Origin of the sequence: Fervidobacterium islandicum (assembly GCF_000767275.3) — a bacterium.
GTDB classification, from domain to species: Bacteria; Thermotogota; Thermotogae; order Thermotogales; family Fervidobacteriaceae; genus Fervidobacterium; species Fervidobacterium islandicum.
The window spans coordinates 1720512-1733740 of the sequence record NZ_CP014334.2 but is presented as its reverse complement, the minus strand read 5'-3'; the positions used below and the strand labels follow the sequence as shown (position 1 = coordinate 1733740).

Sequence of the window (13229 nt, the reverse complement as noted above, 5' to 3'; positions counted from 1 at the left end):
AAAATTCAAAGTTCAGCAATGTCCGATGAAATTTATGACATCCTCATCGAAGTTTCCCAACGAATTTGTAAGTACTTCGAGTCTTCTTATCGTTTCCTCCACATCCCTTGCGGCAAATCCATTTCCGCAAGGGATATTTGTACCATTTAAAGCCAGCTTAGCTGAATTCAGTGCCATCTGGGTGCCAATACTTGCTTTTAATGAACAGCTTCTTTTCGCTCCATCACACGTCATACCAAACAACGTAGCAAGTACGTTGTTGATGGCATTCTTAATCTGCTCATAGCTACCATCGTTCAAGAATACAATTCCAGCTGATGCACCTGCTGAAGCTATACTACCAGCCCCGCATATTGGAGTTAACGTACCCGTATAAGCCTTCACATAAATCGTTACAAGTATACTCAGTAAAACCGCTTTTTCTTTCTTTTCCTGCGATACGCCAAGATCATCTGCAACTTTCGATACTGGTACGATACAAGAAATACCCTGATTACCACTACCAGCCACCGTCATGACAGGGAGTAGTGCTCCACTCATTCGCTGATCGACACCTGCGGCAACATACCGCGGTATACCATCTAAGACTCTCCCGAAATTCCCATCCGTATTCAATCCAATTTCTGAAATCTCTATGTTATATTCAGTCGCCTTCCTGACAAGTTCCAAAACATCTTCATCAGGTTTTTGAACATAATCAAATATCTCATTGAGTGTGACAGCTTTTGCTCCTTCTTTTTTAAAATTCACGCTCGATTGTGTGTTCAGTATTTCATTCCCGTCAACAACTATTCTGCTCACGTTATCATGACTATCTGTTATCTCCACAAGTACCTCGTTATCTCCTACAACTTTTGTTTTAATATGCAAACGTATCTCGTTTTCGTATTTCACGCTGACTTTATCCTTCATCTCGTAAGCTTTAGAAACTATCTCACCAGTGACATTTTTGAAAACCTCTAATCCGAACTCGGATTTGCCAATCAAATACGCCAGCGCGGCTGCAATTTCAAAACCGTGCAGATGCGTTCCCGGGATACCAACCTCTAAACCGTTCTTGTAGGTATTTCTATCCATCAAAATCTCTATCCTATTCAGTTCCCCTTTTAGATAATCCTTCGCAATGGCCACAGAAAGCCCGACAGCTACCGGCTCTGTGCAACCGTACGAAAGTTTCACATTATCGAAAAATATATCCCTGATTATTTTTCTAATCTTCCCTACTGCGATTGGTTCTTCAAATACTGCCACATTGAACACCACCTTTTGAAAATCTGTAGAAATCTCATTCTACGAAAATTCTACAGCAAAGTTTTTTATAAATCTATCACATTTTACCCTATTTTCTTGCTGAAAAAGATAAGCATCGGACAAACCATCGGTGTTTCTTATTTTTCCTAATTCTCACTTAATTATACTTTGTGCGAACTTAATCACCTCACAACTTTCCTCACCGCGCCCCATCGTAAAAACATGTATTCCGGGTGCTCCGTACTCGATAAGCTTTTCAACAAGTTCTACTGTGAAACTTATCCCTATTCTAAACTCTTCTTCTTTTGTTTTTGCATTATCAATTGCCTCAACCAATTTTTGAGGTATGTTTACGAAAAACTTCTTCGGGATGTTGAAGACAGAGCTTTTGCTAACAACAGGTTTAATTCCTGGAATTATTGGAACATCTATCCCCACCATTCTGCAACGTTCAACGAAGCTTCTATAGACTTCTGCATCGAAGACCATCTGAGTGATAATATAGTCTGCACCAGCATCCACTTTTTGTTTGAGGAATTTCAAATCGGTCTCTGCATTCGGTGATTCGTAGTGCTTTTCCGGATAACCTGCCACACCGATACAAAAATTCGTAGGTTTCGCTTTCGTGTACAAGTACTTTCCGCTGTTCAAATCCCTTATCTGCTGCACCAAGTCAACTGCGTATCTGTAATCTCCTTTCGTATAACTTCCGTTGTTTTGGTCGGTTTCCCCGCGAATAACAAACACATTATCTACGCCCATTATATCAAGGTCGATCAAGGTATCTTCCATTTCAAATTTATTCATTCCAACACATACAAGATGTGGAACGACATCGATTTTGTACCTATTCATAAGTGCTGCAGTCAAACCGATCGTTCCAGGCCTTTTGACCTTCTGCACTTTGATTATCCTATCTTCGTGCTCAATGTAGTCCACCGCCACAGGATGTCTTGTTATGTTTATGAAAGAGATATCGTATTTCATGAGCTTATCCAAGCTCTTGTAGATGTTCTCAACATTTTCCCCACGCTTTGGTGGTATTATTTCTATCGATATGATTCTCTTTTCTTTGACTATTTCAGAAACCTTCAACTTCCCCACCTCCATTTCTCACACTTACAGTTTTAAATTGAAAGCTTTACGTTTCCATAAGCAAACAATTTCTTGTCAACAACAAACAACACACCAAGTATGTAACGTTCTCTATCAACGTCTTTCCTCACAAATTCTAAGACTTTTTCAAGGTCATCCTCGCTTTTTATCAAATTCCCGTATTTTGTTGCAAACGCATCGGCATACGTGCTACTTTTGGCAATCACACACGCAGCATCGGCATTTCCGAAACTAATCGAATGTCCTATCTTCCCAGATGACGTGCACACACCGTATTCGCCCGGTTCCAAAGCTATGGAAAGCTTGTTGAATTCGCTCTCAAAATTTGCGAAGATGCCAACGTTTACCGGCCTGCGCACGTTTATGTAAATATCTCCCCCGTTTTCGACAATGACTTCCTCGCAGTGGTGCAGGTTTAGAAGATAATTTCCTACAGATTCTGCAAACGCACCGGCAACTGCGGCCATAGGACCAACTTCTGCCAATTTCGTAGCTTCGCACATGGAACGGGCAATATCTGGAATATTTAAAGCAACGATATCTACAGGCTTAAAAGATTCGAAGAATTCCTTGCTTATCGCTCTTAATTCTTCAAGTTCTTCGTAGTGCTTTTTAACTAAATCGTAGACACCATCAAGCATTTCCAGTGTAAACTTATCAGTTGCAATTGCTAAATCGGTGTATTTGTAACGCACGTAAAATCTATCAAAGTTTTCAGAATAATAATCTCTGTAAAATCTTTTCACGACGTTGAGCTTTCTTTGGCTAAGTAAAATATCGAAACGTTCGCCATACCCGTTGTATTGTCTTCCACATCGGTTGTAGTCATTCTGCTTCATCGTATGTCCCCCGCTCGCAAAATTAAAAGTCCTCAACATCAATATGGCATTTCAAACTTCAAGTCTGATTTTTCATCTGGGAGTCTCAAACCAACAGGACAGGTATCGGTGCAGAGCATACAGTACACACACTTTGACTCATCAAATTTAACTTTGTCTTCGTCCCAGTAAAGAGCTCCATAGTTGCATACTGAAATACACGCACCACAGTTGACACATTCTTTGTGTTCGCTGAGTTTCTCCTTTGGGTGCGACGTTCCTCTAACGTACTCAACCTTTTCATCCTCCGATTGAAGAGCGATTTGAGTAACTTTAGAAAGGCTTTTCAAAGTCCGTTCCTCATCGAGCATAGCCGCCGGATTTGTCAAGAAGAACCTGCCAGCCAATATCCACTCTTTCAGAATGTTTGCTATTTCTCTTGCCTTTTGTAAACTGGAAAGGGAAGTTGTTCTAACCTCTTTCCCGTTGATTTTAACCTTTCCTGACCTCAGTTGTGCATAGCTCGCTACTCCAACGGTAGGTTTCTCTAACTTCGCATAATCTTTAATCTCCGTGTGAATTTCCTCATTGGAAAGACTGACGTAGAACGCTATCTCCTCGTTAAGAACAGGTATAGGTACTCCTACACCAACAAATAGTGTCACCCCGTAGTTTTTAAAATACGCACCTTTCACAAATCTCGGTTCCATCTTCTTAGCGTCTCCTATCAATGCAAGTGTGCGAGCTGGAGCAAGAGGGACACCATTGTCATTTTCTCGAACGTTGGATCTAAACTGTGTTCCGTACCAGGAAACGTATCCAACTCCTCCGCCGAGAAATATCCTTGTTCCTATACCTATCGTCTTCATCTTCGGGTCCTTGAGCAATGGACTGAGTTCTCCGGAAGTTGAGTAGTTCACATTCCCGTAGTTTGGTAACAACTTGCCCATGTATGTATAAAGCACTTTACCAGAGCTGTTAGTAGCTGCTGCGTAGTTTTGGTAAGCGTTTCTCGGATTAAAAAGGAAGAAATCGTTGATCATATCCTTATTGATGTACCCTCTAAAATTCTTGCCCGGATAACAATCCGTACCTTTTCCATACGCTTCAAGCAATAGGTCTTCCCCTCTTATCAACATTTCAATTACGTGCCCACCACCAAATGTCTTATCAAAATCCGACTCCTGAGTCGCACCTATGAACCCGTCAACAGCGGCAAGTCCACCATACACTTCTACACCAGCCAGCTTTATTTTTTCCATACGCATAGCAGGCATCGTATGTCCAAAGTTTATAAACGCTCCGCTGGAACACATGGGGGCAAATGTTCCTGTTGTTACCACATCCACTTTCCTTGCAACTTCTTTAACCCCTTCTTCTTTTGCCATTCTTACAACTTCTTCTGCAGTTAGAACCACAGCCTCTCCTCTTTCAATCTTCTTGTTAATTTCCTCAATCGTCCTCAAATTTTCCAAATCAACCACCCCCATTTCTACTTTTTAAGCTTCCTCAAAAAGTGCTTTGTGAACTTGCTTAACAGCCATCTTCACGTTCTGCGAATCAACCAAGAAATACATTGAAACCTCCGATGCACCTGCAGAAATCATATCAACGTTTATCTCACTCTTAGCCAATGCCCCAAACACCTTTGCTGCAATGCCGTGCGTATCTAGTAAACCGTAACCCACTACGGCAACAAGTGCCTTGTCCGTTCGATAAGAGATATCTTCTATTTCCTTAAGTCTGAGCATCTCCGAGACTCGAAGAACTTCGGGAAGGTCTTTTTTAGAAACTATTAAGTTTATCGCCGTTTGTGAAGTGACAACGAACTTAATGTTCAGACCGGCTTGAGCGATACTCTTTGCAATCTCGCCTAAAACACCAGGTACACGCCCCAAATTTGCGCCGAAGAATTGAACAATCGCTATATCTTCGGTGAACGAAACACTCTTCACACATTTCTCTGTGCGATGTTTTTCTGCAGAAATCTCCGTACAATTTTCCAGACTAAAATTTCCTGAAAAGCTGCAAACGTAAAGTGGTATTGAACGGTTCTTGAGTGGATCAACTGCGTTTGGATGAACTATTTTCGCTCCAAAGTATGAAAGCTCTTCTATCTCATCATAGCTGAGTTTCTCAAGTAACACAGGATTTTCGACAATCTTCGGGTCACCACTGAGAAATCCGTTGACATCTTTGAAAAGAACAACGTACTCGGCATTTAACGCATATGCCAGAACCGTGGCTGTATAATCGCTACCTCCACGCCCCAGAAGGGTTATATCTCTTTCCTTGGACGCACCGTAAAATCCGGGAATTATGGAATGATTACTCTTCCATTCGTTAGGCCTCTTCTCAAACAATTCCTTAGTTGACTCAAGAAGCACCGATGCATTTCCAAACTTTCCGTCTGTAATTATCCATTCTTCCGGACGCCTCAGCTCAAAGCTCAGTCCTCTTCTTCTCAACAAGGTGTGCAATACAAACGCATTAAGCCGCTCACCATAGCTAACTATCAAATCCCTTGCAAAATCAGGCACTTTTCCGAGCAATTTCAAAGCATCAAATACTTTCTCCAGTTCAAAGACCTTGCTTTCTAACTCACTCAATTCTGTTAGATTTGTACTGTCGTTAGACTCTAAAATAGAAGCGTGCAAGTTGTATATTTCTCTCAAGAAATTGTGGATATCTATGCTTTTGAAATTATTAACAGCACCTATCAGTTTATCTGTAATACCGTAAGCAGCACTGACAACTACCACTAAAGTCTTTCCTTTTTCCGACCTGAGTATCTCATTAATCTTCGCTATCACGTCTTCATATCCTTCTGGACTTTTGAAATTTGAACCACCAAACTTAACCACAACGAATCCTTCATTCTCTCTCATGGAACCGCCTCCTTTGAGAATAAATTCTGGTTATAAAAAAACGGTCGGGTGATTCTCTCACCCGACCGTCCCGTTTTCTTTCCAGCAAACTACGGGCATACCGGACGGTCGGTACGCCACATCATCATAGCCATCATATTTATTGAATTTATAAGCTTAATATTAAAAATTGAGTTATTTCTTCTCGTTTTTCCCATTCTTATTAAATTTCTCCTCTCGACTAATGATTTTCTTTGGCAAAAATTATACACGAAAACCTCCAGATTTCAAGATTGAATTTTTGAAAAATTGTGCTATAAAAAAAGCGTGTTTTGAAAAATTATCTTTAGGTCTAAAGTCACCGAAGATACTTAGGGTGGTGAGTCGAAAGTATGGAAGTTAAGTGGAAGAAGTGGAACGTACGAGGCGTTGTACAGGGAGTAGGATTCAGGCACTTTGTTAAAAATGTTGCACGAGCAATAGGGGTTAAAGGATATGTGAAAAACGAGATGGATGGTAGTGTGACTATCGTTGCTGGAGGTAATCAAGAACAACTGTCCGAACTTTTCAGAAGAATAATGGAAGGAAACGGTTGGAGTTATGTGTCTGATTACGACGAACAAGACTTACCACCGCAGGAATACAAAGATTTCCATGTTGAGTTCTGAGCTCAGAATTTCGCAGTTTTAAAATTTTCCAAAAGAGGAGATGAAAAATCATGAAAGCAGTTTGCTTCGGTCTTCAGTGGGGGGACGAAGGAAAGGGAAAAGTTACGACTTACCTTTCCAAAGATTACGATTACGTCGTTCGATACAGTGGAGGTAGCAATGCGGGTCACACCGTCGAATACGGTGACTTTAAATTAGTTCACCACTTAGTTCCATCTTTTGATGTAAGAACTAAGACTAAAGGATACATCGCAAACGGAGTGGTTGTGGATTTAAAAGTCTTAAACGACGAAATCGATGAGTTGAAGAAGATAGGTTTTGATATCTCAGAAAGAATAAAGATTTCCAGTTTAGCGCACGTCGTTTTACCGGTTCACAAGCTACTTGACGAAAAGTTTGAACTTTCGAAGGGTAGTAAGGCCGTTGGAACAACGAAAAGAGGAATAGGACCTGCCTACGCTGACAAGGTTCACAGAATCGGGCTAAGGCTTGTTGATTTGAAAGATAAAGATGTTGCCCTTGAAAAATTGCAATTCATCAGCGAGCTCTACAAAAATCTCTACTCGATAGAATGGAGCGATTATAATTGCGTTTTTGAAGAGTACGAAAAACTCAAAAACTACGTTGTTTCTCCTCTTGAAATTAAGCTCGAGTTAAACAATTCAAATATTCTGTTTGAAGGCACTCAAGGTGTTTTGCTTGATGTCGACATGGGAAGTTATCCGTACGTTACGGGTACTTACTGTAACGTGACCGGAGTTGAAGCTGGATTAGGGTATCCGGTGAAAATTGACAAACGCATAGGTGTTTTCAAGGCATATCTCACAAGAGTCGGAGAAGGTCCCTTCCCAACCGAACTATTCGGTCAAGAAGCAGAAGAACTGAGAAAAGCTGGAAAAGAATACGGTGCAACAACTGGAAGGCCAAGAAGATGTGGATGGTTGGATTTACCGCTTCTCAAGTACGCTATCGAAATTTCCGATTGCTATGAAATGATAATGACCAAAGCGGATGTTCTATCTGGGATGGAAAAAATAAAAATAGGCATCAGATACAAAATCGGAGGAGATACGGGCAAAACTTTGGAAATGCCTTACGAGTTAAACATGCTTAATAAAGTGCATGTAGAATACTTAGAATTTCCTGGCTGGAAGAGTTTAGATGATAAGAATTTTGAAAAATTCGTCAACTTCATCGAATCGGAAACTGGAAGAAAGATAACCTACGTATCCACTGGTGCGCTTGTCAGCGATATTGTGGAACTTGGATAGCAAAGATAAATAACAGAGGAATTTTTGGTGAGAATGATCAGATGAATAAAGCCGAAGTCAGAATAACTATTAGATTCTTTGGTAGTTTAGTTGACTTAGTTGGAGACAGATATGTAAAAATTGATGCTGGGATTAACCAAACAATCAAAGATTGTATAGAACGCCTCGGTGTTCCGCACACCGAGGTGTATTTTATAACCCTGCGCAAAGACTTTGTTCGCTTTGACAGGATCGTTGAAAATGGCGATACGTACTTTGTTTATCCTGAGTGCAATTTAGACATACCTAAAGAGTACGTTTTAACTCCCAAGTACGCAGGCGTTCCGAAGTTCATCTTGGATATCCACCTTGGAAAACTTGCAAGGCTTCTAAGGATGTTAGGGATAAGTGCAGAGTACGGCATCGTGGAAGATGAGATGATCGTTCAAAAAGCGGTGAGTGAGAATCTCATTATACTGACACGCGACAGAGGTATGCTGAAAAAAAGTGAAGTTGTCTACGGTTATGTTGTAAGATCTGATAAACCTGAGGAACAACTGAGAGAAGTAACACTTAGATACGGCCTTCAAAGGTGGTTTAGACCCTTCACAAGGTGCATGGAGTGTAACGGTGAACTTATAAGTGTTTCAAAGAGTGTTATACTCGATCAATTACCTGAGAAAGTTAAGGAAAATTATGATGAATTCGCAAAATGTTCCAAATGCGGGAAAGTGTACTGGGGTGGAACGCATTATGAAAACATGAACACTTTTATAGAGAAATTCCTGGAAAACCTTTCAAAAGGAAAGTAATTAAGAACTCTTTCCATCATATACCTTCTATCGGTTTACTTTTCGCTTTTTGTATTGCAAATCATCCTATTAGTTTCAAACTCAAGGACATCTCAGAGACTTTTAAAACAATTGTTGATGGATTTAAACTAATGCTTCTTGCTTGTACTATTCTTGTCCTTGCGTGGTCTATCGGCAGCGTGACTAAGGATGTTGATCTTTCAGGATTTGTGGTATCTTCAATAAAAGAAGGAACATCTTTTTCATTAGTTCCTGGAATAATTTTCATAGTCGGGGCTCTCATTTCATTTGCTACGGGTACTTCGTGGGGAACTATGGCTATTCTAACGCCGATAGCTATTCCCATTGCCTATAAATTAACGGGAGATTCATGGTTATCAGTTACAGTTATGTCAGGTGCAGTCTTCGCTGGTTCGATATTTGGGGACCACTGCTCACCTATATCTGATACAACGGTTTTATCTTCCATATTTGCCAGCTGCGATCATATGGATCATGTTAACACACAGTTGCCATATGCAGTTTTCACAGCTTTCGTAAGCTTAATAATGTTCATTCTCTACGGGTTTTTTAAGATATCACCCTTTGTACTGATCTTCATCGGTCTTGTATTGATAATTGCCTTGGCAAGGGTACTCCATGTTTATTCTCTTAGAAGATATCAGTTCTCTGAGAAAACGTATGCAGGATCGTAGGGCTGTTTGAAGTTAGTCTTCTATTAACACGGCCGGGATAGTTTTTTGAATTTCCAAAGATAATTCTATCCTGGCCGTTTTTGTTTACGTTTTATATTTCGAAGAGTCCATTTTTGTGATTACACTAACTTGGATATTTACCACCCCATACCTTAACGATAGGTATATATATAACGTTAAGGTATTTAGTAGTAGTATTATATTATAGGGGTGGTAAATTTGGTAAGTTTACATGGATTTAACACAAAAACGTTGTGTTTATGAATCTTCTAGACGTATATTACAACTTACCACCTTTTTGTTACAACTTACCACCCTGGTAAGTTTTTTCAAAAAAATTAGAATTCATGCAGCTAAAAAGGTGGTAAGTTTTTCTAATACCGATGGATAAAAGGGATAAGTACAATTAGGTAAGCCTAAAAGCTGTGAAATTTTTCACTATTGGTAAATTTGGTAAGTTTCTTATTGAGAATGGTTCTCAATAATCTATAAGTAGATGGTTAAATTTGTTTTCCACAAGATACAGTGGCAAAAAACTTACCAGAGGTGGTAAAAACTTACCAGAAACTTACCAAAAACTTACCACCAATCAATAAGTTGTGGTCGAGTTTTTACCACGAACAATATGTAGTATGAAAATTTGCTATGTTTTTTCTTGCGCGGGCTGTTAGTTTTGGCTAAAAAAGTTGTGATGAAAAATGAGGTAAACAAAGGCGGTTCACTTGATGGTTGGAAGTTCAATCTTATCTGTACATCCGGTAAGCCAATATTTGGTATGTAGAGACGGATATTTCGGTACAGTTTACATATCTTGTGGAGCTACAAATTAGAGCTGTCGATTTGATTTTCTAAGTAGAAAATTAATCCGACATGATGGGGCTAGGTTACAAAACTTTTGGTGTTCATTTTTCGAAATTTTATTGTATAATTAATCTGGTTTGATAGTTAAGATTTTTGTCAGGTAACTGATAATCGAAAGGTGAAAATATGTCTAAAAAGTTTATAAGAATCTTGTTCTATGGTATGACACTGCTGAGTGTTTTAATGTTGTTATTCACCTATAAATATGTGAAGGCAATAAAGGATGCCCCCCTTGTAACGATAGAAGGTTTAAGGGGGAATTATGTGCTTAACGGATCTGTTTACAACAATCAGCGACCTTTAGACGTTGGTAGATACGTTGTTTTTGGGGAAAGTGTCCTACGACTTTACGGAAATCGGGTAAGGGTTGTTAAAATACCGCGCTTCGAGGTGGAAGTTATATGGGAAAAGTGAAAATTGTCGAACCGGTTAATTTAGTTATATTTATTTTTTCTGCTCAGCTTGATTATTGGTTTGAAGTTGTGAAACCGGATTTGATAGCACTTTTCGGACCGATAGACTACATCAGCCCGGAGCTGGACTTTGAGAAATATACGCTCTATTACAACGAAGAAATGGGCTCCGGAATAACAGGGAGGTTAATCAGCTTTGAGAGGTTGATTCATCCATCACTGCTGGCTTCGATAAAGGTTAAAACAAACGAATTGGAAGCTAAGCATGCAGTGGAAGGGAACAGGAGGTTCAACCTCGACCCTGGCTATATCCACCATATGCAGTTCGTTTTGGCAACCACCAAAATGTGGCCTCACAGGATATATATAGGTCAAGGGATATACGCAGAACCAACATTAATGTACATAAACGGTAAGTGGAAAGACTATGATTTTACTTACCCGAATTACAAAGAAGAGGTCTACAAAGCGGAACTTTCAAAAATTAGAGACCTGTATTTAGAGAAAAGGAAGGAATACCTAAAAAGCATCATGCGAACTGTTCGAGGTAAAGAATGTAAGGAACGAGGAGGGCGGAATTCTTGAAGTTATACATCGTTGTTTTGGGATGTCCCAAGAATGAGGCAGATTTTTCGTTGTTCAAGCACCACATTCGACAACTTGGACACGAAATTGTGGATGATTTAGATGAAGCAGACGGAGTAGTTGTTGATACGTGTGGGTTTATATTAGATGCCAAACAAGAGTCGATTGATACGGTTTTGGAGTTTGTTGAGCACAAAAAGAAGCTTGAGAAAGAAGGGAAGGATTTCAAAATCTTTGTTACTGGATGTCTGGTTCAAAGGTACCCTAAAGATTTGCCAGTGGAAATTCCGGAAGTTGACGGATGGTTTGGAGTTTTGCCACCCAAGGTTCTGGCAGATAACCTAGAAAAAACAAAAAAGTACATAACGGATCCTATAGCGGTATACGATTTTGAGGGAAGGGTTGATGACGACCTTCCGTACGCGTACGTAAAGATAGCCGATGGTTGTGATCGTGCATGTACGTTTTGTACCATACCAAAATTCAAGGGGGGTTTTGTAAGCAGAAAAATTGAAGACATAGTCAGAGAGGTTGAATACTTGGTTTCAGAAGGTAAGAAAGAGATTATCTTGGTAGCACAGGATACAACGGGATACGGGGTTGATCTGTACGGGAAGCCCATGCTTCCAGAGTTACTCAAGAGGTTAAACGAAGTACCTGGAGAATTTTGGATCAGGGTTATGTACATGCACCCAGATCACGTAACGGACGAAATCCTTGCTGGGTTTTCTCATGAAAAAGTACTCAAGTATTTCGACATCCCAGTCCAACACGGTAGTGCGAAGATTTTAAAACTGATGAACAGAACGAAAACACCTGAAGAACTCGAGAGATTGTTTGAGAAAATTAGGGAAATGTACCCTGAAGCTGTGCTTAGAACGTCGATAATTATAGGTTTTCCCGGAGAAACGGCCAAGGATTTTGAGGAACTTCTGGAGTTCATAAGGCGTATTGAATTTGACAAGCTCGGGGCCTTTATCTACTCAGACGAAGAAGATGCACCATCGTACAAATTGTCGCACAAAGTTCGACTTTCAACGGCTCAAAAAAGGTTGGACCAACTAATGGAAGCACAAGCGGAGATTTCGCTGCTTAGAAATCAAAGGTACGTGGGAAAAGTTATCAATGTGTTAATTGATGAAGAAGCAAGTGGCGTGCTTATAGGACGTGGGTACATGGATGCTCCCGAAATCGATGGTAACGTCTTTTTCAAAGGCAGCAACAAGAAAGGGTTTGTGAAAGTGAAAATTACAGAAGCTGATACATACGACCTGGAGGGAGAACTGGTTTGAGTACTTCTCAAAAGGATTCAAAAAATGCACACGGCAACGTTATTTTTAATTTGCCAAACACGATAAGCTGGTTGAGAATTCTTTCAACAATTCCAATCGTACTTTTAATGTACCTGGATAACTACATTTGGGCTTTTTTGCTCTTTCTACTCGCTGCTCTCAGTGATTATATAGACGGTTACTTCGCTAGAAAGTTGGGGCAAGTCACAAAGCTTGGCAAGGTGCTCGATCAAATGAGCGATAAGATTTTGATAACATCGATTTTTGTTGTTTTTGTAGAGGTTGGAATGCTTCCAGGCTGGTTAGTTGTTATTTTGGTTTTCCGTGACACCTTGGTTAGTATGGTGCGTATGATTGCATCGGAGGCTGGGAACATCATAGCTGCAAACATATTTGGAAAGATGAAAACGGTCTCTCAGATGATTTTGGCAATAAGTCTTTTCTTAGAAAAGCTGAGTTTTTTTCAACTGGAACGTCTGCTTGATAAGGCAAATACGATTTTGATATACTTCGTAGCTTTTGTTACCGTAATATCTGGTGTGCTCTATACCTACCAGAACCGAGAATATCTGAACCGATGAGTGTGTTTTGAAAAAGGTCC

At 40.0% G+C, this 13229-nt stretch carries 13 protein-coding genes; 8 read left to right on the top strand and 5 right to left on the bottom strand.

Annotated elements, in window-relative coordinates; genetic code table 11:
- Positions 1 to 12 precede the first annotated feature (12 nt).
- The 5 genes from NA23_RS08345 to NA23_RS08325 form a co-directional block, all read right to left on the bottom strand.
- Positions 13 to 1206: an L-cysteine desulfidase family protein gene (locus tag NA23_RS08345; RefSeq protein ID WP_033192721.1), complete on the bottom strand. Its 1194-nt coding sequence runs from the start codon at positions 1204 to 1206 to the stop codon at positions 13 to 15.
- 198 nt (positions 1207 to 1404) lie between these two features.
- The gene (locus tag NA23_RS08340; protein ID WP_338323348.1) at positions 1405 to 2355 is read right to left on the bottom strand and encodes a methylenetetrahydrofolate reductase; all 951 of its coding nucleotides are present in this window, start codon (positions 2353 to 2355) and stop codon (positions 1405 to 1407) included.
- Positions 2356 to 2378: 23 nt separating this feature from the next.
- On the bottom strand, positions 2379 to 3206 hold the full coding sequence (locus NA23_RS08335) for a UPF0280 family protein (RefSeq protein ID WP_052107216.1): 828 nt from the start codon (positions 3204 to 3206) through the stop codon (positions 2379 to 2381).
- Positions 3207 to 3244: 38 nt separating this feature from the next.
- The gene (locus tag NA23_RS08330; protein WP_236938352.1) at positions 3245 to 4660 is read right to left on the bottom strand and encodes a homocysteine biosynthesis protein; all 1416 of its coding nucleotides are present in this window, start codon (positions 4658 to 4660) and stop codon (positions 3245 to 3247) included.
- Between the two features lie 24 nt (positions 4661 to 4684).
- Positions 4685 to 6073 (bottom strand): aspartate kinase, encoded by a 1389-nt coding sequence (locus NA23_RS08325; protein WP_033192196.1) that lies wholly within the window; start codon positions 6071 to 6073, stop codon positions 4685 to 4687.
- Positions 6074 to 6444: 371 nt separating this feature from the next.
- Between NA23_RS08325 and NA23_RS08320 the strand changes: the two genes are divergently transcribed.
- The 8 genes from NA23_RS08320 to pgsA all read left to right on the top strand — a co-directional run bounded on the left by NA23_RS08320 (position 6445) and on the right by pgsA (position 13209).
- Entirely contained in the window at positions 6445 to 6720 is a 276-nt protein-coding gene (locus NA23_RS08320; protein ID WP_033192195.1) for an acylphosphatase, read from the top strand.
- Positions 6721 to 6770: 50 nt separating this feature from the next.
- On the top strand, positions 6771 to 7991 hold the full coding sequence (locus NA23_RS08315) for an adenylosuccinate synthase (RefSeq protein ID WP_033192194.1): 1221 nt from the start codon (positions 6771 to 6773) through the stop codon (positions 7989 to 7991).
- 41 nt (positions 7992 to 8032) lie between these two features.
- Positions 8033 to 8782, top strand: coding sequence for a Mut7-C RNAse domain-containing protein (locus NA23_RS08310; protein ID WP_033192193.1), 750 nt, complete (start codon positions 8033 to 8035; stop codon positions 8780 to 8782).
- Positions 8752 to 9477, top strand: a complete 726-nt coding sequence (locus NA23_RS08305) for a Na+/H+ antiporter NhaC family protein (RefSeq protein WP_084384079.1) — start codon at positions 8752 to 8754, stop codon at positions 9475 to 9477. Before NA23_RS08310 ends, NA23_RS08305 begins: the two co-directional genes overlap by 31 nt.
- A gap of 1023 nt (positions 9478 to 10500) precedes the next feature.
- Positions 10501 to 10752 (top strand): hypothetical protein, encoded by a 252-nt coding sequence (locus tag NA23_RS08300; RefSeq protein ID WP_249477029.1) that lies wholly within the window; start codon positions 10501 to 10503, stop codon positions 10750 to 10752.
- Positions 10740 to 11336, top strand: a complete 597-nt coding sequence (locus NA23_RS08295; RefSeq protein ID WP_033192191.1) for a DUF4416 family protein — start codon at positions 10740 to 10742, stop codon at positions 11334 to 11336. Before NA23_RS08300 ends, NA23_RS08295 begins: the two co-directional genes overlap by 13 nt.
- Complete coding sequence (rimO, locus tag NA23_RS08290; RefSeq protein ID WP_033192190.1) at positions 11333 to 12628, top strand: 30S ribosomal protein S12 methylthiotransferase RimO; 1296 nt, start codon at positions 11333 to 11335, stop codon at positions 12626 to 12628. Before NA23_RS08295 ends, rimO begins: the two co-directional genes overlap by 4 nt.
- Complete coding sequence (gene pgsA, locus NA23_RS08285; RefSeq protein WP_176759476.1) at positions 12625 to 13209, top strand: CDP-diacylglycerol--glycerol-3-phosphate 3-phosphatidyltransferase; 585 nt, start codon at positions 12625 to 12627, stop codon at positions 13207 to 13209. The genes rimO and pgsA overlap by 4 nt, the downstream gene beginning before the upstream one ends.
- Positions 13210 to 13229: the final 20 nt, after the last annotated feature.